25 protein-coding genes are annotated in these 26,377 nt (G+C 43.2%); 8 read left to right on the top strand and 17 right to left on the bottom strand.

Annotated elements, in window-relative coordinates; all coding sequences use genetic code 11:
- The first annotated feature begins 26 nt into the window (after nt 1-26).
- The 3 genes from A6755_RS01670 (at nt 27) to A6755_RS01660 (ending at nt 3,396) form a co-directional block, all read left to right on the top strand.
- Nucleotides 27-692, top strand: a complete 666-nt coding sequence (locus A6755_RS01670) for an amino acid ABC transporter permease (RefSeq protein ID WP_034316037.1) — start codon at nt 27-29, stop codon at nt 690-692.
- An 11-nt stretch (nt 693-703) separates the two neighbouring features.
- Nucleotides 704-1,444: an amino acid ABC transporter ATP-binding protein gene (locus tag A6755_RS01665; protein ID WP_063589624.1), complete on the top strand. Its 741-nt coding sequence runs from the start codon at nt 704-706 to the stop codon at nt 1,442-1,444.
- A gap of 299 nt (nt 1,445-1,743) precedes the next feature.
- Complete coding sequence (locus A6755_RS01660; protein WP_063589623.1) at nt 1,744-3,396, top strand: glutamine--tRNA ligase/YqeY domain fusion protein; 1,653 nt, start codon at nt 1,744-1,746, stop codon at nt 3,394-3,396.
- 23 nt (nt 3,397-3,419) lie between these two features.
- Here the strand turns inward: A6755_RS01660 and A6755_RS01655 are convergent, their stop codons facing one another.
- The 9 genes from A6755_RS01655 to A6755_RS01615 all read right to left on the bottom strand — a co-directional run bounded on the left by A6755_RS01655 (nt 3,420) and on the right by A6755_RS01615 (nt 12,299).
- Nucleotides 3,420-4,301: an STAS domain-containing protein gene (locus A6755_RS01655; protein WP_063589622.1), complete on the bottom strand. Its 882-nt coding sequence runs from the start codon at nt 4,299-4,301 to the stop codon at nt 3,420-3,422.
- 22 nt (nt 4,302-4,323) lie between these two features.
- A complete protein-coding gene (msrB, locus tag A6755_RS01650; RefSeq protein WP_063589621.1) occupies nt 4,324-5,283 on the bottom strand; it encodes a peptide-methionine (R)-S-oxide reductase MsrB in 960 nt (319 codons plus the stop codon).
- Nucleotides 5,284-5,433: 150 nt separating this feature from the next.
- On the bottom strand, nt 5,434-6,618 hold the full coding sequence (locus tag A6755_RS01645; RefSeq protein ID WP_053536961.1) for a NupC/NupG family nucleoside CNT transporter: 1,185 nt from the start codon (nt 6,616-6,618) through the stop codon (nt 5,434-5,436).
- A gap of 259 nt (nt 6,619-6,877) precedes the next feature.
- A complete protein-coding gene (locus A6755_RS01640; RefSeq protein WP_134402073.1) occupies nt 6,878-7,333 on the bottom strand; it encodes a hypothetical protein in 456 nt (151 codons plus the stop codon).
- Between the two features lie 112 nt (nt 7,334-7,445).
- The gene (locus A6755_RS01635) at nt 7,446-8,684 is read right to left on the bottom strand and encodes a sensor histidine kinase (protein ID WP_034316053.1); all 1,239 of its coding nucleotides are present in this window, start codon (nt 8,682-8,684) and stop codon (nt 7,446-7,448) included.
- A gap of 10 nt (nt 8,685-8,694) precedes the next feature.
- Nucleotides 8,695-9,366 carry a response regulator transcription factor gene (locus A6755_RS01630; RefSeq protein ID WP_034316054.1) on the bottom strand — a complete coding sequence of 224 codons (672 nt, stop codon included), beginning with the start codon at nt 9,364-9,366 and terminating at the stop codon, nt 8,695-8,697.
- A gap of 108 nt (nt 9,367-9,474) precedes the next feature.
- Nucleotides 9,475-10,665, bottom strand: coding sequence for an ABC transporter permease (locus A6755_RS01625; protein WP_343929570.1), 1,191 nt, complete (start codon nt 10,663-10,665; stop codon nt 9,475-9,477).
- Nucleotides 10,592-11,332, bottom strand: a complete 741-nt coding sequence (locus A6755_RS01620) for an ABC transporter ATP-binding protein (RefSeq protein ID WP_034316058.1) — start codon at nt 11,330-11,332, stop codon at nt 10,592-10,594. The genes A6755_RS01625 and A6755_RS01620 overlap by 74 nt, the downstream gene beginning before the upstream one ends.
- A gap of 1 nt (nt 11,333) precedes the next feature.
- Nucleotides 11,334-12,299 (bottom strand): efflux RND transporter periplasmic adaptor subunit, encoded by a 966-nt coding sequence (locus A6755_RS01615; protein WP_063589619.1) that lies wholly within the window; start codon nt 12,297-12,299, stop codon nt 11,334-11,336.
- 225 nt (nt 12,300-12,524) lie between these two features.
- Here A6755_RS01615 and A6755_RS01605 point away from each other — a divergent pair, with 225 nt between their 5' ends.
- Both A6755_RS01605 and A6755_RS01600 read left to right on the top strand, forming a co-directional pair.
- On the top strand, nt 12,525-12,863 hold the full coding sequence (locus A6755_RS01605) for a DUF485 domain-containing protein (protein WP_063589618.1): 339 nt from the start codon (nt 12,525-12,527) through the stop codon (nt 12,861-12,863).
- A 14-nt stretch (nt 12,864-12,877) separates the two neighbouring features.
- Complete coding sequence (locus A6755_RS01600; RefSeq protein ID WP_063589617.1) at nt 12,878-14,416, top strand: solute symporter family protein; 1,539 nt, start codon at nt 12,878-12,880, stop codon at nt 14,414-14,416.
- A gap of 105 nt (nt 14,417-14,521) precedes the next feature.
- Here the strand turns inward: A6755_RS01600 and A6755_RS01595 are convergent, their stop codons facing one another.
- The 3 genes from A6755_RS01595 to A6755_RS01585 form a co-directional block, all read right to left on the bottom strand.
- Nucleotides 14,522-14,971 carry a threonine/serine exporter family protein gene (locus A6755_RS01595; protein ID WP_170956501.1) on the bottom strand — a complete coding sequence of 150 codons (450 nt, stop codon included), beginning with the start codon at nt 14,969-14,971 and terminating at the stop codon, nt 14,522-14,524.
- A gap of 16 nt (nt 14,972-14,987) precedes the next feature.
- Nucleotides 14,988-15,743 carry a threonine/serine exporter family protein gene (locus tag A6755_RS01590; RefSeq protein WP_034316241.1) on the bottom strand — a complete coding sequence of 252 codons (756 nt, stop codon included), beginning with the start codon at nt 15,741-15,743 and terminating at the stop codon, nt 14,988-14,990.
- Nucleotides 15,744-16,025: 282 nt separating this feature from the next.
- The gene (locus A6755_RS01585; RefSeq protein ID WP_063589615.1) at nt 16,026-16,832 is read right to left on the bottom strand and encodes an alpha/beta fold hydrolase; all 807 of its coding nucleotides are present in this window, start codon (nt 16,830-16,832) and stop codon (nt 16,026-16,028) included.
- Nucleotides 16,833-16,998: 166 nt separating this feature from the next.
- On the opposite strand from A6755_RS01585, the gene A6755_RS01580 reads away from it, so the two are divergent.
- Nucleotides 16,999-18,267 (top strand): dicarboxylate/amino acid:cation symporter, encoded by a 1,269-nt coding sequence (locus tag A6755_RS01580; RefSeq protein WP_063589614.1) that lies wholly within the window; start codon nt 16,999-17,001, stop codon nt 18,265-18,267.
- A gap of 135 nt (nt 18,268-18,402) precedes the next feature.
- Nucleotides 18,403-19,074, top strand: coding sequence for a lysoplasmalogenase (locus tag A6755_RS01575; RefSeq protein WP_063589613.1), 672 nt, complete (start codon nt 18,403-18,405; stop codon nt 19,072-19,074).
- 84 nt (nt 19,075-19,158) lie between these two features.
- On the opposite strand, the gene A6755_RS01570 is transcribed toward A6755_RS01575, so the two are convergent.
- The 3 genes from A6755_RS01570 to gltC form a co-directional block, all read right to left on the bottom strand.
- The gene (locus A6755_RS01570; RefSeq protein WP_063589612.1) at nt 19,159-20,358 is read right to left on the bottom strand and encodes a class I SAM-dependent rRNA methyltransferase; all 1,200 of its coding nucleotides are present in this window, start codon (nt 20,356-20,358) and stop codon (nt 19,159-19,161) included.
- 110 nt (nt 20,359-20,468) lie between these two features.
- Entirely contained in the window at nt 20,469-21,461 is a 993-nt protein-coding gene (locus A6755_RS01565) for a PTS sugar transporter subunit IIC (RefSeq protein ID WP_063577551.1), read from the bottom strand.
- A gap of 397 nt (nt 21,462-21,858) precedes the next feature.
- Nucleotides 21,859-22,764 (bottom strand): glutamate biosynthesis transcriptional regulator GltC, encoded by a 906-nt coding sequence (gene gltC, locus A6755_RS01560; protein WP_048685649.1) that lies wholly within the window; start codon nt 22,762-22,764, stop codon nt 21,859-21,861.
- A gap of 155 nt (nt 22,765-22,919) precedes the next feature.
- On the opposite strand from gltC, the gene gdhA reads away from it, so the two are divergent.
- On the top strand, nt 22,920-24,302 hold the full coding sequence (gdhA, locus tag A6755_RS01555; RefSeq protein ID WP_063589611.1) for an NADP-specific glutamate dehydrogenase: 1,383 nt from the start codon (nt 22,920-22,922) through the stop codon (nt 24,300-24,302).
- Between the two features lie 194 nt (nt 24,303-24,496).
- Here the strand turns inward: gdhA and rbsB are convergent, their stop codons facing one another.
- Both rbsB and A6755_RS01545 read right to left on the bottom strand, forming a co-directional pair.
- Nucleotides 24,497-25,417 (bottom strand): ribose ABC transporter substrate-binding protein RbsB, encoded by a 921-nt coding sequence (gene rbsB / locus A6755_RS01550; RefSeq protein WP_034316081.1) that lies wholly within the window; start codon nt 25,415-25,417, stop codon nt 24,497-24,499.
- Nucleotides 25,418-25,432: 15 nt separating this feature from the next.
- The gene (locus tag A6755_RS01545) at nt 25,433-26,377 is read right to left on the bottom strand and encodes an ABC transporter permease (RefSeq protein WP_034316083.1); all 945 of its coding nucleotides are present in this window, start codon (nt 26,375-26,377) and stop codon (nt 25,433-25,435) included.

The raw sequence follows: 26,377 nt of genomic DNA, 5'->3' as shown, positions 1-26,377 counted from the left end.
AGATTGATAGAAAGGGAGTCATTACATTGCCAAGTTTTTCACATTTTTTTGATACATTATTTAGCTCCTCGGACGTATTCATCCGGGCCATGCTCCTCACATTGGAACTGACGGTAGTCTCCATATTGGTGGGTATCTTCATCGGTTTGCTATTTGCACTATTAAAAATATCCAATATAAAAATTCTTGCATGGATTTCAGATACATATGTATTCCTGGTACGGGGAACGCCTTTAATCGTACAGATATTCATACTCTATTTCGGTATCAGCAATCTCTTCTTACTGCCGGACTTCTGGGCTGCGTCACTTGCCCTGGCTTTCCATAATGGAGCTTATATCTCAGAGATTTTACGTGGTACGATTCAATCCATCGACAAAGGCCAAATGGAGGCCGGACGCTCCCTTGGCATGAGCAATTCGCTCACCTTAAGGAGAATCATCTTGCCTCAAGCCTTCCGCCGCGCATTGCCGCCGCTTGGCAACCAATTCATCATCGGACTGAAGGATTCATCACTGGCAGCCTTCATATCCATGAATGAGCTGTTTAATGTAGCCACTACGTTGGGCTCGAATAATTTCGATGAAATGACTTATTTATTGATTGTAGCTGTCTACTACTTGATTCTAGTGGCTTTCCTGACCATTATCGTCAATTTATTCGAAAAGAAACTGTCCATCAGTGATCGATAGGGGGAATTGAAATGGAACAAAAAGAAATGATTCGCATTAGGAATTTAAATAAATCGTATGGAAACCTGCATGTACTTAAAGATATCGATATGAAGGTACTCGACAGCGATGTTGTCTGTCTGATCGGACCAAGCGGTTCCGGAAAAAGCACCCTGCTCCGCTGTTTGAATTATTTAGAGAAGAAAGACAGCGGCCAAATCCTCATTGAAGGAACGGAAATCAATCCTGGTACCCATGATATTAATAAAATCCGCGAGAAAGTCGGAATGGTTTTTCAGCATTTCTACCTCTTCCCGCATATGACCGTACTGGAAAATGTCATCGAAGCACCGACACATGTCAAAAAAGTCCCTAAGAGCCAAGCGATTGAAGAAGCAAAGACATTGCTTGCCAAAGTCGGTTTATCAGATAAAGCGGATGTCTATCCAAGCAAGCTCTCAGGCGGGCAGAAACAGCGTGTTGCCATCGCCCGCGCCCTTGCCATGAAACCTGATATCCTGCTCTTTGATGAGCCTACCTCGGCTCTGGATCCCGAACTTGTCGGTGAAGTTCTTGCCACGATGAAGGAACTTGCCTTGGAAGGGATGACAATGGTAGTCGTTACACATGAAATGAGCTTTGCACGTGAGGTCGGGGATTGGATTGTCTTCATGCATAATGGGCGGGTTGTCGAAAGCGGACCGCCAAAAGAATTCTTCACCAATCCAAAAGAAGAACGTACAAAAGAATTTTTGCAAACGACGGTTTTTTGATTTTAATTCTAAAATCTGTCTGCTAGCGCGATTATAAGCAATACAGGTGTGAATTCCTGTATTGCTTTTTTTAGATGAAAAAGGTTTAATTTGTTTCTTTAATGTCCAGTTTGGTCGTTCCCTAAATTACATGATCAAAGTTTCAGGGATATTTCCGCTCGGATTGTACAAACTAAATACTTGATGAATTGTTTCAGATAAACCGTGATTCCGGCTCGAACATGGAAAAATATCTGTATTTATGGTATATATACAGGTAAAATTAAAAGAAGTATATAAATGAAAGAGGTCGAATTCAGTTGGAAAATAACTCTTCGAATTTTATTAAAAATATTATAAAAGATGACCTAGAGTCCGGAAAACATGATCATGTCATCACCCGCTTCCCTCCTGAGCCGAACGGATATTTACATATCGGGCATGCTAAATCAATCATCTTGAACTTTGGGGTGGCTGATGATTTCAATGGGAAAACCAACCTTCGTTTCGATGATACGAATCCATTGAAAGAGGATATTGAGTTTGTAAACTCCATTAAGGAAGATGTAAAATGGCTCGGTTACGACTGGGATAACCTTTTCTTCGCTTCCGACTATTTTGATGAAATGTATAAAAGAGCTGTGCTGCTCATCAATAAAGGACTGGCATATGTGGACGACCTTAATGCCGACCAAATCCGTGAATATCGCGGAACGCTGACAGAGCCGGGAAAAGACAGCCCCTACCGCAATAGAACCGTTGAGGAAAATCTTGAACTATTTGAAAAGATGCGCAGCGGCGAATTCGAAAACGGCACAAAAGTATTGCGTGCAAAAATCGATATGAGCTCACCTAACATTAATTTGCGTGATCCCGTCATATACCGTATCTCCCATACTGAACACCATAATACCGGCAACAAATGGTGCATCTACCCAATGTATGCCTTTGCCCACCCGATTGAAGATGCCATCGAGGGAGTCACACACTCCATTTGTACGCTTGAGTTCGAAGATCAACGCCCTCTTTATGACTGGATCGTTGAGAATTGTGAAATGGAAAGCAAACCAAAGCAATATGAATTTGGCCGTCTTAACCTGACCAACACAGTAATGAGCAAGCGAAAACTGAAGCAGCTTGTCGATGAAGGCTTCGTGGACGGCTGGGACGACCCGCGGATGCCTACTGTTTCAGGCTTGCGGAGACGCGGGTATACACCCGAAGCGATACGTGCATTCTGCCAAGAGATAGGTGTCGCCAAAACAAGCGGTATCGTGGACTCTCAAATGCTTGATCATTTCGTGCGGGAAGACTTAAAGCTGAAGGCTCCACGGACTATGGCCATCCTGAACCCGCTTAAAGTGGTCATCACCAACTATCCGGAAGGCGAGATAGAGTGGCTGGATGCTGAGATCAATCCGGAAGTACCGGAAATGGGTACACGCCAAATCCCGTTTTCACGTGAAATATATATCGAACAGGACGATTTCATGGAAAACCCGCCGAAAAAGTATTTCCGACTTTTCCCGGGCAATGAAGTCCGTTTGAAACATGCTTATTTCATTAAATGTGAAGAAGTGATAAAGGACGACGCCGGTAACGTCATTGAACTTCGCTGCACATACGATATTGAAACGAAAAGCGGATCGGGCTTCACTGGCCGTAAAGTGAAAGGTACATTACACTGGGTCGAAGCTTCACAAGCGGTTTCAGCAGAATTCCGCAACTTTCAGCCGTTAATCTTGGATAAGGAAAATGATGAAGAGGAAGAAAAATCATTCCTGGACCGGGTAAACCCTGATTCAATCGAAATTCTACAAGGATTTGTCGAGCCTAACATGAAAGATGCTAAGCCTCAGGATAAATTCCAATTCTTCAGGCATGGCTATTATAATGTTGATTCAAAACTCACTGCGGCCGATCACTTGGTCTTCAACCAAATCGTCGGGTTGAAAAGTTCATTCAAGTTATAGAATCACGAAAAAGAACCAGATTCCTAGCGGATCTGGTTTTTTTCATTAACTGCACCCTTCTCGTATAGCTTGATCCCTTGCTTGGAAAGGGCCTGTTTAAGAGTACTATGTGTCGAAACCTGACTAAAATCAAGGCCTAACTGAATCGATGTCTGGGCCACTTCAGGACGAATCCCGGAAATGGTCGATTGAATGCCTAACAGGTTCAGGGTACTTATCAATTGATAGATTTGTTGGGCAACCATTGTATCCAAAAGGGAGACTCCCGATAAATCGATGAATAAGTGTGTGATATTTTTGCTAATGCATTTGCTTGGAGTCCCATTCAAAATTTCCTTAGCCCGATAGGTATCGATTTCACCGATTAACGGCAATACCGCAATGGCATCAACAATGGGAATGACCGGAGCGCCCAGTTCATTAATCAGCTCCTGTTGAGCTGACAAACGTTCTTTTGTCAAAAGGTAATACTGCTCGGTGAACTCACGGTTCAATTGATCGAAGGCACGATTAATAAGCCGGCTCCACCGGATGATTATTTCTTTCGTTATCTTCGTATCCATGAGCATATAATCAGTGATGAATGCCCAATATGTTTCACGTACCTTATTAAGCGCTTCCAACACTTCGTAAATGGGGGTGTCCGATTCAACCCTGCTTTTCGCGACAAGTGTGGCCCACTGCTCCATCATTTCAATAAAAGCAGTTTTATCTTCAAGTAAAGCACTTGTCACTGTCTTGATGGTCCATGTATTCTGTTCCCTAAGCAGCTTTTCGATTTCCTCATTAGAATCTATTGAATAGATGGACCCAGACTGCTTTTCCCTTAAAGCCAGCCAGTTTTCCGTAATCTTCGACGAGTTATCAAGGATATATCGATATAAATTTTCATCTATTTTATCCATTTGTTTTCCCCTATCTCCCTAGTTATTTCATTTTGAATAGTATTAATAAATCTCCATATCCCGCTTTCTCCATTTCATTTCTGGGAATGAATCGAAGGGCCGCAGAGTTTATGCAATATCTCGTGCCTTTAGGACTTGGACCATCGGGAAAAACATGTCCAAGGTGTGAATCGGCATCCCTGCTGCGTACCTCGGTCCGGGTCATTCGGTGGCTGAGATCCATTTTTTCATTGACACTTGCCGACATGATGGGCTTCGTGAAACTTGGCCACCCACAACCGCTATCATATTTATCCCGCGAATTGAATAGGGGCTCCCCAGAAACGACATCCACATAAATGCCTTCTTCAAAGTGATCCCAATAGGCATTATCGAAAGGCGGCTCCGTGCCATTTTCCTGGGTGACATGAAACTGGCTCTCCGTTAAGGTCTTTCTAAGGTGTGCATTATCCTTAGGCCAATTTTCTTTAATGAAAGCATCCCGGCCTGAGCCTTTACGGTACAATGCATAGCGAAATTGATTTTTCCGATAGAATTCTTGATGATACTCCTCAGCGGCGTAAAATTGCCCCGAGGGTAGAATACCCGTAACAATAGGTTTCTTAAACCGCCCGCTTATCATTAAATCTTCCTTCGATTGTTCTGCTTCCCGTTTCTGACGTTCATTAAGATAGAAAATGGCTGCCTTATATTGCTTTCCCCTATCCGAGAACTGTCCATCGTCATCCGTAGGATCGATTTGCTGCCAGAATATCTCTAATAACGTTTTATAGGAAATGATTGATGGGTCGAATACCACTTGAACCGCTTCGACATGATCAGTCGCACCGGTAATCACTTGTTTATAACTTGGAGCGGCAAATTCACCGCCTGTATAACCTGATGTCACTGAAATGATACCATCCATTTCATCAAAGGGAGCAACCATGCACCAAAAGCAGCCTCCTGCAAAGATAGCTGTTTCTTTTCCATCCATCGTCATCCTAAAACTCCCCTTTCACGCCTGTCATTTTATGTATTATATACCAGCAAGCCAAGCACCTTCAAATTCAAAAATTCTACCTTTGCGTAACAAACATAAAAGAGGCACTTAGGAGTAAACCCAAGTGCCCTTTTATGTTAAATCCGTTATTTAAAGTATCACACTTACAATGATCGCTGATAGGATGCTGACAAGAGTCGCTCCATATAGCAGCTTCAAACCAAAACGGGCTACAACATTTCCCTGTTTTTCATGAAGACCTTTGACTGCACCGGCAATGATACCAATTGATGAGAAATTAGCGAATGAAACCAAGAAAACCGAAACGATCCCTATCGTCCTTTCGCTCAAGGCAGCTGATGCTTCCCCTAAGCTCAGCATGGCAACGAATTCATTGGTTACCAGTTTCGTCGCCATGATTCCGCCAGCAGTCACGGTTTCTGAAATCGGTATACCCATGATAAAGGCAAACGGTGCAAAGATATACCCCATGATGTCTTGGAAGCTGATACCGAAAATCATGTCGAATATACTGTTGATCCCGGCGATTAAAGCAACGAAACCAATTAACATCGCCGCTACAGTGATGGCAACCTTGAACCCATCCATGATATATTCCCCAAGCATTTCGAAGAAAGACTGCTTCTCTGCCCCTTCTTCAACAGGGAGAATATCCTCTTCATCCGTTACGGTATAAGGATTGATAATGGATGCGATGATAAATCCACCAAACATGTTAATAACAATGGCCGTCACGACGTACTTTGGTTCAATCATCGTCATATAAGCACCGACGATCGACATCGATACAGTTGACATGGCTGATGCACAAAGCGTATACATACGAGATGGCGGAATGGCACCGAGTTGTTTTTTCAAGGTTATGAAAACCTCGGATTGGCCTACTATTGCTGATGCAACCGCATTGTAAGATTCCAATTTACCCATCCCATTCACCTTACTTAGAACGAATCCAATCCACTTCATGATGAACGGAAGGATCTTGAAGTGCTGTAAAATCCCGATTAATGCTGATATGAATACGATAGGAAGAAGGACATTTAAAAAGAAGGGCGATGCTCCTTCGTTTACAATCCCGCCAAATACAAAAGTGATCCCTTCATTTGCCCATTCCAAAAGTTTTCCGAAACCATCGGCAATTGAATTGATGATGACTAAACCAAACTTCGTGTTTAATAATAAATAAGTTAAAACAAGCTGAATGACCACCATGAGGATGATCGGTTTAATTTTAACTTTCTTCCGGTCACTGCTGACTATGATAGCTAGTCCAAAAACGATAAGCAGTCCTAAAATTGCAATCAGAAATTTCATATATTCTGCCTCCACTAAGGGTGAATTTAATGTTCGTGCATTAATAGTAGGATACCCTCAAATAATTTATGCAAACGTTTTCTCTTTCATCCAAAATACATGTACGTACCTCTCCAGAAGTCTATATTAAACTAATATTTTTTTAAGTGCAATTATTATTTCCCTTTTTAAAATAACAATTAGTGACAATAATGGGTTTCGTGAATAAAAAAGAAGGCTCCCCTTCGAAAGGAACCTCCTCTTGCCTCATACCGACTATTCAGGCAGCTGTTTTTCTGGATATCACCGTTGTCGCTAATCCAGTGACTCCAATTACAAAGATGATGATGGAAGCGGCCAAGCCACCTGCCCCTTGATAAAAGTCGATGAATTTCCCAGCAAAAGAGCCTCTGCCTTGGAAACCGCCGCCACTTGGCATTTCTCCTGAAGTCCCGGAACCATTAGGCTCCCCTTGCGGAGTGCCCTGCGTATCATTAGTTGCCGTTTCCATCGATGAATCATCTGTCTCCGTACTGCTACTAGCCGATTTTTCCGTATTATCCGAATCTGTTGTATTGCTGCGGTCGGCAGGCTGACCCATCACCGCCTGTCGATTCATGGGCTCATTGCCGCTGCCATCCACATACATCATGATCCCGATGACTGCTTGGGCCATTAATAGGACCGAAACTAATATTCCAACCAAAAAGTGTAACCTGCCAAGTCTTTTCATCAATGATTCTCCTCCGAAAATAAATGTATTTATAAGATGATTATCTAAAAAGACCCTTAATTTTCCCTTAAGAAGCAAGGAAGAAAGTAAGAGTCTTTTTCGTATTGGATGGCAGCTAATTTTTCCTTTGATTTCTCGGAAAAGTGATTTCAAAACGGGTCCGTTCATTCTGCTCACTTGTAACCTTGATGTTCCCTTGATGTGTGTTTACAATCCATTTGGCTATGGATAGACCTAAGCCAGAGCCTTCATTTGCCGAACGGGATTGCTCCACTTGGTAAAAACGGTTAAAAATCAAGGGGAGTTCTTCCTGTGGAATGCCTATTCCATTATCTTCTACAGTAAGAATGATGGATGAAGCATTCTTGATGCAGGATAGGGAAATTTCCCCGCCTTCCTCGGTGAATTTCATGGCATTATCCACCAAGATCACCAATAGCTGATGAATTCTCTCTTTATCCCCATGAAACACTACCTGTTCGGGAGCATGGCTAATGATTGATTTCTCTTGAAAAGAAGCTATATCCGTATACTGTTCCACGATATCCATAAGTAGATCATCAAGGAAAAAGTTCGATTTCTTAACCTCCATTTGATTCGAATCCGTTCTGGTCAAGGTCAAAAGTCCGTTAACAAGCTTATTCAATCGGCGGACTTCTTTCGAAATGATGGATATATCAACGGCTTTTTCCTCGATTGTCGCGTTAGGTGATTGAAATAGCAAATCAGCCCGCGATTGAATGACAGCAAGCGGCGTTCGAATTTCATGCGAAGCATCCGAGACAAACTGCTGCTGCTGATCCCAGGATTTCTTGACCGGGATCAAGGCCCGTCCTGCCAGAAGATAGCCAGCGCCCACCGCCACTAGACTTCCAATTCCTCCACCAACAAACAATATGAGCAGCAAGCGATCGAGCATTTCCTTTTCTGTATCCACATTCCTGATGAATTGTACGGCCATCTGTCCATACCCCGTATCGACCTGGGTGGAAAGGGCCCGATACGTGTATCCATTCACTGAAATTTCTTCAATGTCATCAAAAGTTTTAGGGAAAAACTTTGGTTCATTGACCTTAAAAAAATTATCTACACTCAGTCTTGGCTCAATGATCGTATCATCCGGCCCCCAAACGATGACGCTTGGCCCCGGTCCTAAGAGAAACTCACCTTGCGGACGTCCGCCTGGCATGCCGCCATTATTGAAATCCCGGTAATCCTTTATAAGTGAATCATTGACATCCTTATAGATCTGGTCTTCCGTATAGAAATAAATCGTTCTGCTTAATATGGCTATTAAGACAATAAAGACGATAGAATTCAATATTGTTAGTTGAAGCCTTGTTTTTTGGAACATAATGATCCCCTTATGGTTGTTTTAGCATATAACCAATACCCCGAACGGTTTGAATATCTTTATGATAATTGAAAGGTTCCAATTTTTTTCTAAGGTGATGGATGAACACTTCCACAATGGCAATCGTCGTATCTGAATCAAACCCCCAAATGCGGTCGAAAATCTGCTCACGGGTCAATATTTTCCCATTATTTTGAATCAGGTATTCCAGTAATTCAAACTGTTTCAAGGTCATTTTAATGACCTTTCCATCAACCAAAATATCCTTTTCTTTTTCCAACAGTTCAATATTACGGTATTTCACATGCTGTTCTAGCGAAATAATGCCACTCCTTCGAAGCAGGGCACGAATCCTGGCCTTAAGTTCCGGTGCCTGAAACGGCTTGACTAAATAATCATCGCCACCCATTTCCAACCCTCTGACACGGTCCTCAAGTGCATCTTTTGCCGTCAAAAACAAGACACTTGTATCTATTTTTGCTTCCCTGATTTTCCGTACGATTTCAAATCCATCGATCCCCGGAAGCATTACATCCAAAATGATGATATCGTAAATACTTTGTTGAGCCATGAATAGCCCATCTTCCCCATTATCCGCTGTATCGACTTCATATTCATCCGTCAAAATCTGTCGGATCGACTCTAATAATGAAACATTATCTTCTACCACCAAAACCTTCATGCAGGGTACCTCCCAACCGCCTCAATTGTGATATATGTTGATTTTATCCTTTTTCATATGCAAAAGAAAGCGGGCTTTTAATGCCTGCTTTCTTTCAAAATGGTATGTTCATTCGTGACGCAGTGCCTGGATTGGATTTAATTTGGATGCCTTATTGGCAGGAAATACACCAAACATTATCCCGATTAAAATGGAGAATAAAAAGGCAAACAATGTCACCGTCCATGAATAACTAATCGTTAAACTTGAAAAAGCTGAAATCAATTTTGCGATTCCCAAGCCAATTCCAACTCCCAACAGTCCCCCGAAGCAGCTCAGGACCATCGCTTCAATTAAGAACTGAAGAAGAATCGACTTCCGATTTGCCCCAATTGCTTTTCTAATCCCGATTTCCTTTGTCCTCTCCGAGACGGAAACCAACATGATATTCATGATCCCGATTCCGCCTACCAGTAACGAAATACTGGCAATACCGCCAAGCATGAGTGTGAACGTGTCCGATACAGAGCTCATTGTATCCATCAGATCTTCTTGATTGGACACCGAGTAGTTATCACTCTGTTCTGGGAATGATGTGGTCATCGCACCTTGTACCTGGTACATTGCCCTATCCATGATATTCTCGTTCTCAGCTTTTAAATAGACGGTTCCGATTGTCGTGCTGCCTGTAGCCCTTTCGGCAGTGGTGATAGGTGCAATGATGACATCATCCCCGCTCGATCCCATTGAGGTGCCTACCGATTTCAGGACACCGATCACGCGATAGGAAACACCACCGATAAGCACGTTCTGGTCCACGGCTTTTTGATTTTCAAAAAGCGTGGTGGCTGCATCCGACCCCAGGACAACGACCTTGGAGCGTAATTCCGTTTCCATATCCGTCAAAAACCGGCCTTGACTGAGCTCTAGATCCCTGACTGATAAGTAGGATGAAGTTGCACCGGTCATTGAAACCTGCGCCGTAGCTTCTCCGTTCTTGGCATAAACGCGTCCAGTGACCACAGGCGCCACTTCCGTTATCCCGCTCAGCTCTCTAAACTGTTCAATTGTATCATCCGTCAGCTCCACGGAGTCGGTATCCGTGACACTTACCGTTATCAGGTTCGTTCCCAGGCTATTGATTTCATCCTGAACGGACTTTGAAGAACCTTGCCCAATCGAAACCAGAACGATTACGGAGGTAACTCCAATTATGATCCCAAGCATGGTTAAAAATGCTCTGACTTTATTGGTTTTGATACTGCGTATAGCCATCTTCATTGATTCGCTCAGGTTCAATCCAATCACCTCCGTTTTCAAATAGCTGACCATCCTGTATCCGGACGACACGAGTCGCTTCTTTAGCCACTTCCAAGTCATGGGTTATAAGAATGATTGTTTGTCCCTTCCCGTTCAATTCTTTCAGCATCTGCAGCACTTCTTTACTCGTTTTACTATCAAGCGCCCCCGTCGGCTCATCTGCCAATAAAACGGGAGGATTACCGGCAAGTGCCCTTGCAATCGCAACTCTTTGCTGCTGTCCACCCGACAGTTGGGTCGGCAGATGATTCTTCCGGTCACCAAGGCCCACCATATCAAGGCACGCATTGGCCACTTCTCTTCTTTCCTTCACGCTTGCCCCTCTATAAACCAGGGGAAGTTCGACATTCTCCAACGCTGTCAGTTTTCCCAACAAATTGAAATTTTGAAAGATGAACCCTATTTTAATATTACGAATGGCAGCTAACTCATTATCCTTCATCTTTTCCACTTCTTTACCATCAAGAAGATATTCACCTATGTCAGGCTTATCAAGGCAGCCAATCATATTCATGAACGTCGATTTCCCTGACCCAGAAGGACCGATGATCGAAATGAAATCGCCTTTATCGATTGTAAGACAGACATCCTGAAGTGCCTTGACCGTTTCACCGCCTAATTCATATGATTTAGACATGTTCTTAATTTTTATGATGGGTTTCGCCATTTTACTGACCTCCCTTTCCACTCGGCATTCCGCCACCGCTTGGCATCCCGCCGCTTGGCATTCCGCTGCCGCTCTGCATTCTTATCTCGCCTCCTTGGCCTCCCCTCATTCCTTCGCCGCCGCTGCCAGTGGAGCTTTCATTGATGGTGATAGGCAAGGAAACAAACTGTCCCTCTTCAAGCCCTGAAGTTATTTCAATATATCTATCGTTGCTGATTCCAGTCTCAACCACTTTCTTTGTACTGGCAGCTCCTTCAGTTGTACCGGATTGTTGTATATTCACATATTTCTCTTCCCCGTCGATTTGGACTGCTTCAATCGGAACATATAAAGCATCTTTTACACTATTCGTCAAAATGCTCACCTCAGTCGACATCCCAATTTTTATATCGCCGGGTTCGTCAATTTTGATAGTGACATCGAATGAAGAAACTCCATTCTCATATGTACCTTCCTTTGCTACACTGGTTACTTCCCCCGTAAACGTTTCATCTTCAAAAGCACTGGCTTTAATTTCAACCGTTTGTCCTTTTTTAACACTTGGAACATCCAATTCATCAACACTGATCGTGGTTTTCAATTTTTTATAATCCGTGACATGTGCCAACACTTCACTGCTTGATACACGATCCCCTTCTTCAACTTCCATTGTTGTAACGGTACCATCGAATGGGGCCGTTATCGGGTCACTTCCATCCGTGAAGGTAATAAGTTCATCACCTTTCTCAACCAATTCATTCTTCTCTACAAGGACTTCGTCCACTTCACCCGTTACGGAAGATGTAATGTCCTCACTATTGATTGCAGCGACCGATCCGGAACCGCTTATTTGCACTTCAAGATCTCCCTTTTCAACTGTAGCCGTCACCGATTTCGCAATGACAGGCTCTGCATTGTCCTTCATGAAAAACCAAACGCTTCCCCCAATCAGCACTAAAACCGAACCTATCACTATCAACTTTTTCATCACTTTTCTCCTTTCAGGTTTCCTTCGTTGAAACCAGTATCGTGAAAGAAGCTTAACTTTTCCTTAATGGTTTTGCTTGTGCGTAAAAAGAAAAAACTATGTCGAACGAAAAAAACTTTAATTTCAGCATTTAAATTTACAATATATTCTGAAAAATATATACTGATACTGTTATCGTAAATTGGTAATGAAAACCAAATCAATAATGATGAAGGGGGAACCAACTTGGCATCAAACGATTCAATCGCTAAGGAAACCGAGGTAAGCGCTTCCACGGACTACACCAAGATCGTCCAATCACAATCTTTTCAAGAACTCTTAAGGAAAAAACGCAATTTCATCGTCCCGCTATCCATCTTTTTCATGGTCTTTTATTTCACCCTACCCATACTAACTTCCTATTCTAAAGTTCTTAACTCAATTGCTTTCGGGGCAATCAGCTGGGCCTGGATTTTTGCCTTCGCCCAATTTATCATGACCTGGACTTTATGTATCCTCTATTCCAGAAAAGCTGCGACATTTGACCAATTAGTAGAAAAAATCGTTAAAGAAGCGAAAGGATAAAAGGTGAATTCACAATGAATATTCTTGCTTTTATATTATTTCTTATCATTGTCGGACTAACATTGGTCATTACCTATTTTGCTTCACGGCGCACCAAAACGACCGCGGACTTTTATACGGCGGACAGCAGCCTCACTGGCTGGCAGAATGGCTGGGCCATTGCGGGAGATTATATGTCCGCCGCCTCATTTTTGGGAATAGCCGGCATGGTCGCACTCTCTGGATTTGATGGTTTTTTCTATAGCATAGGTTTTCTGGTTGCGTACCTGGTCGTTCTTTATATCGTGGCCGAACCGCTTCGTAACCTCGGCAAGTACACATTGGCGGACATGATCGCTGCCCGTTTCAATGAAAAGAAAGTACGCGGTGTTGCTGCCCTTAACACCATTTCGATTTCAACCTTTTATATGATCGCCCAATTAGTCGGTGCAGGTGCCCTTATAAAACTCTTACTTGGAATTGATTATCTTTACTCCGTCATCATTGTAGGTATTTTAATGACCGTATACGTCGTATTCGGCGGTATGACGGCCACCAGTTGGGTCCAAATCGTTAAAGCCGTTTTATTGATGGCAGGTACATTCATCATCTCGATCATCGTGTTGGCGAAATTCGACTTTAGCGTGGTCGAGATGTTCAGGCAGATGAAAACAGCCACCCCTTTGGGCGGGGATTTCCTTAACCCCGGTAATAAATTCAAGGATCCTTTGGATACATTATCCCTTAATTTAGCGCTTGTACTCGGTACGGCTGGACTACCTCACATTCTCATCCGTTTCTTTACGGTGAAAGACGCCATCACAGCCCGAAAGTCCGTGGTATATGCCACTTGGATCATTGGCATCTTTTATATAATGACCATTTTCCTCGGCTTTGGAGCGGCAGCCTTTGTTGGTTATGACAAGATCATAGCCGCGAATGCGGCTGGCAATATGGCTGCTCCGCTGCTTGCAGAAGCCATTGGGGGAGACTTCCTGTTCGCCTTTGTCTCTGCAGTTGCTTTCGCTACCATTTTAGCGGTTGTGGCAGGTCTCGTTCTATCGGCAGCATCTGCTTTTGCCCATGACTTCTATGGCCACATCATCCGGAAAGGTCAAGCCACCGACAAAGAACAAGTCGTTGCTGCTCGTTGGGCATCCATCGGAGTATCCATCCTTTCCATCATCCTGGCCTTATTTGCCCAAAACATGAATGTCGCCTTCCTTGTTTCACTCGCCTTTGCCGTCGCTGCCAGTGCCAATCTGCCCATCATTGTCTTTACGGTATTCTGGAAACGTTTTAACACGACTGGGGCTGTAACAGGCATGTTAGTTGGACTGGTCAGTTCTTTATTGCTTGTATTCCTAAGTCCCAATGTCTGGTCTCCGGTGGAGGGAGCGGCAATATTCGTTGGGGAACCATTATTCCCACTTGCCAACCCAGGCATCATCTCCATCCCGATTGGTTTTATCGCAGCCATCGCCGGAACACTTCTGTCAAGCAAGAAAGCTGATGCCAAAAAATTCGACGAAATTTTGGTTACTGCCAACACTGGGATGAAAGATCCTATATAAACTAGATTCATTATTATTTTAAAATATCAAAAAGAGAAAGGAGAGCAGGCTTCGGCCTGCTCTCCTTTCTCTTTATTCAGAACATACTCATCAGGAAGATTCCCGTTAACTTCTCAATCTTACCTTCCTTCTATTGTACTTAGTTACTAACTGGTTCATGACTTCTGCAAAGATCAGTCCCATCGCAATGGCACCAGCCAGCATGAAAACTTTGGCTGCCAGCTGAACGGCGACATAAAAATCATTTCCGACAAAGTGCTTCATCGCATCATACGATAAACCTCCAGGGACGAGGGGGATGATTCCCGATACATTAAAAATCGTGATCGGCGTTTTATACCTTTTAGCGAAATACTGGCTGATGACCGCAACGATAAATGCAGACGCTAATGTTGCAATGATGCTGTTTATCTCATTTTCAACCAGAGCAAAGTATAAGATCCACCCCAACATCCCTACGAAACCACATTGAAACAATGAATTCTTTGGTACATTGAAGATGACACCAAAGGCGGCTGAGGCAATGAAACTTGTAATAAGCTGTGCAATCATCATTCTTCCTCCCCTAAAATCATAAGAAAACAAACGCGGCCGATATTCCTGCCCCAATGGCTAAAGCAGTCAAACCTGCATCAGCACCCTTGGATAGACCCGAAACCAAATGCCCTGCAATTAAATCCCTGGCTGCATTCGTTATTAATAGCCCTGGCACAAGCGGCATCACCGCTCCGATGATTATCGTGTCCAAATTACTCCCTACTCCAATCTGGACAAAGAACATAGCTACTAATCCTACGACTAAAGAGGCGATGAATTCAGCAAAAAAACGGACTTCCAGTAACCAGTGCAAATAAAGCAGGCATGAGAATCCCATTGCTCCAGCTATGCAGGACCAGATGAAATCACTCCACTGTCCTTGGAACATGATTAAAAAGCAGCCGCTCGCTATAAATGCAGCAAAGACCTGCACCCACATGGGATACCCCATCCCGGCCTTTTCGATTTGTTTTAACCGTATATATGCTTCCTCAGGTGACATTTCCTTGTTGGAAATGCTTCGGGATATACTGTTAACCAGCGTTACCTTATGTAAATCTGTAGATCGTTGGGAAACCCGGATCAATTTTGAAGCTGGGTGCATGCCATCCAGCGAAAAAATAATTCCTGTAGGGGTTGAAAAACTGTGTGATTCACCGCACCCAAACGCTGCAGCGATTCTAACCATCGTATCTTCCACCCTTGATGTTTCCGCTCCGTTCTGAAGCATGATTTTCCCCGCAAGTAAACATACATCTATAATTTCATTGTATGGTAAACGATCATCCATTTTATCCTCTCCATTACTTCCTGCATGAGTTTCGCTCAATAACAGATAAATGATCACACCAATTTAAATCCACCTCATAATAGCCCAATTCCTATGAAAAGGATATATAAATATTACCTATTTAATTTATCAATTCCATTAACCTTTCACTACTATCTTCTAATACCAGTATTCCCCTTATTCCATGCCGAAACCATTTAGTTAGAAGAAAATTCAATTATATCCATAATTAAAAGGAGTGCAGACACGGTCACTGCATCCCCCTTTTCCTATCCTGTATGACTATACTCCCTTTTGAATGAAGCAATTCACGGTTTCATTAAACAAATCGCTTTCTTCCATGAACGGACAATGGCAACTATCTTCAAAGATTACTAGTTTGGAATTCGGAATGTTTTTATGCAAATGTTCCCCAGCTGCTACAGGAATGACTTTTTCATGCCTTCCAAAACAGAGAAGTGTAGGTACATTGATTGCTGGCAAGAAGTCACGATAGTCCACAATCGATTGGTCAAATAGAATGCTGCCAGCAATGGATTCCGGCATTCTGGTCACTTCCCCAAGCATCCAGCCTGCATCCTCTGCAGATAATTCATTGTTGAACATGGAAGCAAGGAATTTTTGCAGAAACGGGGTACGATTCGTTTGAATTTCTGTCATGAAGGCAATCAACGTTTCCATATCAAATGCACCGATATGAAAATCGGGCCACTTAAAATCAGAGGCCAATTCATCCACGATCACAGTTGAATGAATATTTCCCTCACCGAATTGCTTAAGATAATCCCAAACGACAAATGCCCCCATCGACCAGCCTACAAGTATGACATCCTTTAATCCCAGTTCACCTATGAACGCATGAAGATCTTTTGCATAAACGGAGACCGTATTTCCGTAATGTACATGATTTGACTGGCCATGACTTCTTAAATCAAGCAATATCGTTCTATATTTTCCTGAAAAGTACGGCAGCTGACTTTTAAAGAACCGACTGCTCATCCACACACCATGGATAAAGATAATCGGTCTCCCCTGGCCCTTTTCTTCATAAAATAACCGAACGCCTTCTTCCACCTCAACAAATGCCATTCTATCCCTCCTTCTCGATATTTTCACCATCCATCCCCCATTATTATTTATTGCCTTTATTCTTTTAACATTCCTTCCTATAAAAAAATATTGTCAAACCCGATTTTAGAGTTGATAATGAAGTATATTTTTATTGATATCTTCATCCTGAAAGGACTGAATTTAAATGAAGAGCTTTATCAAAAACTATCGATCCTCTTTAATACTGCTCACTGCGATCATTATCGGTGGGATAGCGGGCGTGGTTTTCGGGGAGAAAACCTCGGTCATACAGCCGCTAGGGGACTTATTCTTAAATCTGATGTTCACGATCATCGTGCCATTGGTATTTTTCAGCATAGCTTCAGCGATTGCCAATATGAGCGGAATGAAGCGTCTCGGAAAAATCATGGGAAGTATCGTTCTCGTTTTCCTGACAACAGCCGCTTTAGCTGCCGTCATTGGATTTATTGGGACAACCATCGTCAATCCGTTGGAGGGCACAGATACGACAGCCATTAAAGAACTGATGGAAAATAGTTCCCCTGAAGAGGCCATCGAAGAAGTTTCTTTCTTCAGTCAACTGGTCAGCACTGTAACCGTTTCCGACTTTCCAGAACTGTTCTCCAGAAGCAATATGCTTCAGCTTATCGTTTTCTCAGTATTAATCGGACTTTCCACTGCACTGGTCGGTGAGAAAGCAAGACCGATTACTGAATTTTTGACAGCAGGTACAGCTGTCATGATGAAGGTCGTCAAAATCGTCATGTACTATGCGCCAATTGGACTTGGTGCTTATTTTGCGGCGATTATCGGGCAGCTTGGGCCGCAGATTTTAGAAGGCTATGCTCGCACTTTCATTCTTTATCTAGTCTTGGCCTTGATTTATTATTTTGGCTTCTTCACTTTGTATGCCTTTATCGCCGGCGGGAAAGATGGAGTTAAACTATTTTGGAAAAATGCCCTGACACCCTCCATTACAGCGATCGCAACTTGTTCAAGTGCCGCGTCCATTCCAGTCAATCTGGAATCAGTCAAGAAAATGGGCGTGCCTAAGGATATAGCGGAGACTGTCATCCCACTCGGAGCCAACACTCATAAAGATGGTTCGGTATTCGGCGGTGTATTGAAAATCGTTTTCCTATTCAGCTTATTTGGAAAGGATATGACAAGCATTTCAAGCATTTTAAGTATACTTGCTGTTGCCTTTTTGGTTGGAGCTGTTATGGGTGCCATTCCTGGGGGAGGCATGATTGGGGAAATGTTGATTCTTAGCGTATTCGGCTTCCCTGTGGAAGTCCTGCCTATCATTGCCGTTATATCCACGATCATCGATGCTCCCGCTACATTGCTTAACTCAACAGGAAACACGGTTTGTGCCATGCTTGTCACAAGGCTTGTTGAGGGGAAAAACTGGTTAAAACAAGCTTTCGTTAAAGAAAACTCAGCCGTATGATTCTTATGACTGACTGGCCCCTGGTTAAAACAGGGGTCAGTTTTTTCATTTTCACGACTTTCCTTCAAACAGTTCTTTCATTGACAAGGGGTTCCTTCCCCTTGAATAGAATTAAAGATTGAAGGAGGGGATGTAATGTTAATGAAATGCTTACCTGCGGCAATCCTTATCACGGGACTATCCTATATTTTTCTTATACCGGAAGAGCCTTTGATCATCAAAATACTGTTCAAGGTACTCCCTATGTTATTGATTCTGCTCTACGCCCGCACTAATGTAGGAAGACGGGGTCTTTACCAATCCTTAATCCTTCTTGGTTTATTCTTTTGCATGCTTGGAGATGGTTTATTGATTTGGTTCGTCATCGGGCTTTCCGCCTTCTTGATCGGCCACCTTTTCTATATTTCGGCATTCTTTGGACGATGGAACTTTTCATGGCTCCGATTTGCGACGATTCTTCCGATTAGCATTTACTCCACTTGGATTAGCCGTGAAATTGTACCTTCGTTAATCGAAAAAGGTGAACATAACCTCATCATCCCTGTGATTTGCTATGTAACGGTCATCTCCCTTATGGGCTGGGCAGCATTCATGACCGGAAATGCGGCCGCAATCATCGGCGGGCTCCTCTTCATGATTTCCGACTCCATTTTATCTTGGAACAAGTTTATCGATGATGTTGCCTTTTCAGGTCCACTGATCATGCTTACCTACTATGCAGCCCAGTTTTGCATCGCTAACAGCATTCGTAGGAAACCTTCCTTTCATGTATCGAGAGGTTTGGAAAGTGAACGGCCTATCCAGTGAATCTAATGTCCAATCGTTCCACATGAAACATTTACATTATAAAAAAGGCATTCACAGTTCTGCTTGAACTGTGGACGCCTTTTCTTATCCTTTAATTTTCTTAATGAAGACTACTTTTAAATAATTCCCTTCCTTATACTCAGGAATTGTTTTAAAATCAGCCGGCAATGAGAATTGTTCCATGATCTCATACTTTCCATTCATTTCCCTGAAAGCAACATCAATGAAGTTCTTGAATTTTTTCATGTCGAACGTACTGCAATTAGTCGAGGCGATAATGACCCCGTTGTCTTCAGTAATGGAAATGGTATCCTTCAGTAGATTCGTATAGTCTTTTCCGGCACTGAAAGTAAACTTCTTCGATTTGGCAAAGCTAGGCGGATCAAGGATGACCATTTCAAATTTCAAGGCTTTCTTCACCGCATATTTAAAATACTTGAAAACATCCATCACCACGATATTGTGAGCTTCAGGATCTATCCCATTCACACTGAACTGCTCGATCGTCTTTGGTAAACTTCGATTCGCCAGGTCGACACTCGTTGTTTTAACAGCACCGCCTAAAGCGGCAAACACGGAGAATGCCCCCGTATAGGAGAACATATTCAAAACCGTTTTCCCTTTTGCGTATTCATCGCGGATTTTCCTTCTGACATCGCGTTGATCAAGGAAGACACCGACCATTGCGCCATCATTCAGATAAACAGCAAAATGGACTCCATTTTCCTTTACAAGAAGCGGAAATTCCGGCTGTTCGCCCATGACAAAATCGTCTTCCTCCACGTACTGTCCCTTTGTATCAAAGCGTTTCTTCTGATAAATCGATTTGACCTCGACCGTTTCCTGCAATGCCTTAATGATGTAGTCCTTAAAGGAATATATTCCTTTGCTATACCAGCTAATGACATAATGGCCATCATAATGATCAATGATTAAACCGCCAATTCCATCACCTTCCCCATTAAACAAGCGGAAAGCAGAAGTCTCCCCATCTTCAAAAAAAGACTTTCGGAATTCATATGCAGCCTGGATTTTTCCGTTAAAGAAGGATTGATCGATCTTTTCATTCTCTCTTCGGGTCAATATCCAGCCATAGCCCTTATTCTGTATGCCATAATATCCTTTTGCCACAAAGCGGTTGTTCTCATCCACCAAGCGCACCAATGACCCCTCTTCCTGAAGGTCATTAAGATTGGCTATCGACTCTTTAACAATCAAGGGAAAACCCTTGCTGATTTTACTCACGAACTTAGCTTTCACTTTTATATCGATTTCTTTTCCCATCTATATCATCCTATCTTTGCAAATGCTTTCCTCCCCATTTTACCCTAATCCCCTTATAAATAAAAACCAGCCCGGTTCCTTAACCAGGCTGGTTTCCAAGAAAAATTTGATTATGAAACTTCCAAATGAAGATCGCCTGGCTTAACTTTACCCATCATCTTCAATACGCGATGTAAGGCAAGCGTGATCACAGCTGGCAATACCATCCCCACTGCCACATAAACCAAGAACGTGTATAGCCCCTGACCTGTTATGATGGCAATCGGGGCAATCATTGAACTTAACCCCATGCCTCCAAGCTCATACGGCACTTGAAAATCGAATGCCAAGGTAGCGATAGGCGCACAGATGATTGCCGCCACAAAAGGCGGAACTACATATAATGGTTTTTTGATCAGGTTAGGAAATTGAACTTTTGGCGTAACGACCATCTGTGCCAGGAACCCGCCCATATCATTATCTTTATAAGACATGACAGTGAACCCGACAAACTGAACCGTACATCCGATTAGGGCTGCAGCACTGGAAACAGGATCCAATTGCAGGGCGATCGCCAATGCGGCGGAAGACGCCGGTGTCATCAATAAAATGCTCCATACCAAGGCTATGACCATGGAACCGATTAATGGGGAACCCTCGACCGCAGCGGTGGTTTGACTGCTTATCCATGTTAGGAGCGGAGTGGTAACAAGAGCCAGGCCATATCCCGAAACTCCACCGACAAGAACGGCTCCCATCGGGATGGCCATGATGTCCAACTTCGTTTTGCCGATTAGTCGCTTACCTATATATGTTGCAATCACCGCTGCCAAGACAGCACTTAGCGGTTGACCCGTAACAATCGTGAAGGCACCCTCAGCCGTTTTGTGAATGGCAGCACCTCCAACAGCACTTGAAGCCATGGCGCTAAAGATAATTAATGAATTTCCTCCTAGCTGATAGGCGATTCCTGCTCCTAAAGCTGGTGCCAGCAAGACCTTCGCGGCCCCGCCTATTGCCAGAAAGACCTCCCAACCTAAATATCCCCCTATGGATTCAAACAATAACCCGATCCCTAATGTAACCAAAACAGCGTTGGCTATCCCTGTTGATGCCTTGTACATTCGATCGCTGATGTATTCTTTCCTGCTCACTTTATCTCCACTCCTTATCAATTATCAGAATATTCAATTTAGGAAAACCAAAAAAATAAAGGTCTTCATGTAAAAAGCCCATTAAGTATATCGTACCATTACCTGAATGTCTGTTAATGTCTGTTCGTATAATAACATGAATTTTCTGATAATGTAAGTGATATTTTTATTCTAAAAAAATAAAAGCGCTTTCAAAAATAAAGATTTAACACATTACTATTCAATAAAAATCAATAATTCATTATTTCAAAATAAGTTATCCCCTTTTTAGGATGCCTACATGGAATGCTTAGGTACATTTGCCACAAAAAAAAGAATCCGATAAGGATTCTCTCATTAGCTTATGACTTTTCTAATAGATATCATCCTATTTTTGAAATCCTTCCAATTTGGCAAAAGTGTCCTTCAAGTATTGGTAAAACAACTTCTCCGTTGGCATCAGTTCCCTATCAGTCGGAACGATGACCCCTACAGCCCTGGTTACGGATGGATTCTCCAGCGGCAGTTTAACCGTAAAACGCGGCAAGCTATCGATCAAGGAAATCTCAGGTATCAAGGTTATACCCAGACCTGCCGCCACCAGGCCTTTTATGGCATCAGTATCTTTCCCTTCAAATGCCACTTCCGGTTCAAAGCCATGCAATTTGCAAGCTTTCATAACGAGATCCCGTAAAACATAACCCTTTGGAGATAAGATGAACGGATTTCCTTGAAGCTCATTCAAGGATAGTGATTTCTTCAGGGCCAAAGGATGGCTTTCTGGCAGAAGGGCAACTAAGTTCTCAATAAACAGCGTTTCCCCTTTGATTTTCTTTTCATTCACCGGCAGGGGGCCAATCAAGGCCATGTTAATGTTTCCTTTAATCACAGAATCTATCAGGTAGCGATAGGAACCTTGTTTCAATGTGAATTTCGCCTGGGGGTAACTTTCCCTGAAGTCGGAAATGACCCTTGGCAATACATAAGAAGCCAAACTGCTGGGAAAGCCAATGCGGATTGTCCCTTTTTCAGGATCCAGACTTTCGGCCATCTCACGCTTGGCACGATTGATTATATCCATAGCTTGTTCCATATGAGATAAAAATGTATGGCCTATAGGCGTCAATCTAATCTTTCGGCCTTCCCTGATAAATAAGGGCACACCCAGCTCTTCTTCTAAATTGTATATTTGGCGGCTGACAGCAGACTGGGCAACATGCAAATCCACTGCTGCTTCCGTCATATGTTCACGCTTTGCCACTTCAATGAAATATTCAATTTGCCTTAATTCCAATCTAAGCTCCCTCTTTCATATCAAAACAGCATGTTATTTATCTAATATTCAGATTGTTCGTTTCATTCTTAAATTATATCATGAAAGTATCATATAAAAACCGATAGACTTACCCTATTTAATATTTTATGACTTTAACTAAAGGAGAGAAAATAATGACCACTTCACAGGAAGTCGAACATGAGGAATTGCAGGTTGCCAGAGAGTTCGTAAGTCAAGTATACGCACAGGTAAAGGAACGTAATCCTCACGAAAGTGAATTCCATCAAGCCGTAAAGGAGATATTCCTTTCATTGGTCCCGGTTTTTGCAAAACATCCAGAATATATGAAAAGCGGGATATTGGAGAGGCTGGTAGAACCCGAAAGAATGATCACCTTCCGTGTCTCTTGGGTTGATGACCTGGGAAATGTTCAAGTCAACCGTGGTTTTCGTGTGCAATTCAACAGTGCAATCGGACCATTCAAAGGCGGTCTCCGTTTCCACCCCACTGTCAATTCCAGCATCATAAAGTTTCTTGGTTTCGAGCAAATCTTTAAAAACTCGCTTACTGGCCAGCCGATCGGTGGGGGTAAAGGCGGGTCGGACTTCGATCCAAAAGGAAAATCGGATGCGGAAATCATGCGTTTTTGCCAAAGCTTCATGTCGGAACTATCTCGTTATATCGGCCCTGATACAGACGTACCGGCTGGTGATATCGGAGTCGGTGCAAGGGAGATCGGTTACTTGTTCGGTCAGTATAAAAAGATGCAAGGCAGCTACCATGCAGGTGTTTTAACCGGTAAAGGCATAAGTTACGGCGGAAGCTTGGCCCGTACAGAGGCGACTGGATATGGAACGGTTTACTTTGTCAAAGAAATGTTAAAAGACAAAGGGTTACAATTCCATGGCAGCACTGTCGTTATCTCAGGGTCTGGCAATGTATCCATTTATGCCATTGAAAAAGCTACACAGCTAGGCGCTAAAGTTGTTGCATGCAGCGACTCCAATGGCTACATATATGATGAAAATGGCCTGAATCTTGATACAGTTAGACGTCTAAAAGAAGTGGAACGAAAACGTTTAAGCGAGTATGTCGATGCGCACCCGGAGGCTGTATACCATGAAGGAAGCTACGGCATCTGGTCTGTACCATGCGACATCGCACTGCCTTGTGCCACACAAAATGAAATCGATGAAGAAGCAGCAAAATTACTGGTCAAAAATAATGTGAAGGCAGTCGGTGAGGGCGCTAATATGCCTTCGACCCTTGAGGCCATTGATGTATTCCTTAATAACGGCATCCTTTTTGGACCAGCAAAAGCAGCCAATGCAGGCGGCGTAGCCGTGTCTGCACTCGAAATGGCCCAAAACAGTGCCAGGATGCCTTGGACTTTCGAAGAAGTCGATGCCAAGCTGCATGAGATCATGAAAAATATCTATAAAAACAGCATAGAGGCCGCCGAAGCATATGGTGCGCCTGGCAATTTAGTTGTCGGGGCCAATATTGCCGGATTCCTTAAAGTGGCGGATGCGATGCTGACTCAAGGTGTACTCTAGCAATCAATGGATGTAATGGGCGGTTCCGACACAGGGCCGCCTAAAAAAATGAACTACTTTTCTATCTCCTCTTATTGATATCATTTCAAGCTGAATATCCACACTATGATCACATCAATGAGATCAAAACATTTCTTTCTCACTACAAAAAGAGTGCCGGAAGATTTCCGGCACTCTTTTTGTTTGGGAGACAATCACTCTTTGGTGACCAATTTCAATGGAACGGATATTGTGTCATCCACTTTGTCGCCTTTTAAGATCTTTTCAGACGCATTAACCGCTTCTTCACCGATAAGTGCCGGTTGTTGGGCGATTGTAGCTTTTAGTTCACCGCTTTCAACTGCTTTCAATGCATCATCATTTCCGTCAAAGCCAACGACGATGATGTCTTTGCCTGCCGCCTTGATTGCTTCAATGGCTCCTAGTGCCATTTCATCATTATGGGCGAATACCGCTTGGATGTCTTTATTGCCTTGCAGGATATTTTCCATTACGTTAAGCCCTTTTGTCCGGTCGAATTCCGCCGTTTGACTTGTCAGGACCTCTAACTGCTTGTCCGCAATATTGTGGAAACCTTTCCCGCGTTCACGAGTTGCAGATGCTCCGGATACCCCTTCAAGTTCCACTACTTTCGCTTTTTTGCCAAACTCTTTAACTAGATATTCTGCAGCCATTTCCCCGCCAGCCACATTATCGGAAGCGATGAACGTTTCAATGTCGCCTTCGTCTGAAGAGCGGTCAATCGTGATAACGGGAATGCCCGCATCATTTGCATCTTTAACGGCTGAAGATATTGCCGCAGAGTCAGTTGGATTCACAAGAAGGACGTCAACCTTTTGAAGGATTAAATCTTCAATTCCGCTGATTTGTTTTGCCGTATCATCCTGGGCGTCAACAACTGTGACTTTCATGCCCTTTTCTTTTGCCTTTTTTTCAATGCCATCTTTTAAGGAAACGAAGAATGGGTTGTTTAAAGTAGAGATGCTGACCCCGACTTTCACGTCTTTCATCGAGTCTTTCTTTTCTTTTTTATCATCTGTTAGACCAGAATCCATTGAACAGGCAGCCAAGACCATTAAAGAAAGAACCATGATGATCGATACTATTTTTTTCATTGATTACACCTCTTCTTATGATTTTTTACGGTCAAGCAAGACCGCGATTAATATAACTGCACCTTTTACCACTTGCTGGTAGAAGGAGGATACACCAAGTAAGTTCATGCCGTTATTCAAGGTACCGATGATCAGGACACCCACCAGCGTACCGAACAACCGCCCTTTACCGCCTGAAAGGCTCGTTCCGCCCAGAACCACGGCTGCGATGGCATCCATTTCATAGGATTGTCCTGCTGTCGGCTGTGCCGAATTCAGACGCGACGTTAAAATGGCACCGGCGATTGCCGCCATCGTACCGGCCAGACCATATATGGCCACCTTGACCCGGTCAACTTTAATCCCCGAAATCCGGGAAGCCCTTTCATTTCCGCCGATGGCATATGTTTTACGGCCAAAGGATGTTTTATGAAGCAGGAACCATAGGATCATGAAAGCGATGATCATCACAACGGCCGGTACTGGCACTCCCAGGAAGTAACCTCTCCCAAGCATCTGGAACATAACGGAATCGCCAATTCCAGTAATCGGCTTTCCATCCGTGTACACAAGCGTTAATCCCCGGAAAATCGTCATGGTGGCCAGTGTCACGATGAAAGGGGCCATCTTACCCTTTGAAACGAGTATCCCATTGATTACACCCATTATTGCACCTAGTAGAATGCCTACCAATATTGCTAAAATCGGATCTAATCCCGAGACCATCATACCAGCCATGAGTGCGCTGGATAGAGCCAAAATGGAACCGACGGATAAGTCGATGCCGCCTGTCAATATGATAAAGGTCATTCCAAATGCAATAAGTGCATTGATGGAGGTTTGACGCAATAAATTCAAAATATTATTCGGTTCCATGAATGATGGATTTAAAACGGTTATTACGATAAATAAAAGTACCAGGGCGAGTAACGGACCAAATTTTTGCCAAATCCCGCTTTTCCCTGTAGCCTCAAGTTTCAT

Origin of the sequence: Peribacillus frigoritolerans (assembly GCF_001636405.1) — a bacterium.
Lineage (GTDB): Bacteria > Bacillota > Bacilli > Bacillales > DSM-1321 > Peribacillus > Peribacillus frigoritolerans.
The sequence above is the reverse complement of the archived record's forward strand: the minus strand, read 5'-3'. Positions and strand labels throughout refer to the sequence as shown.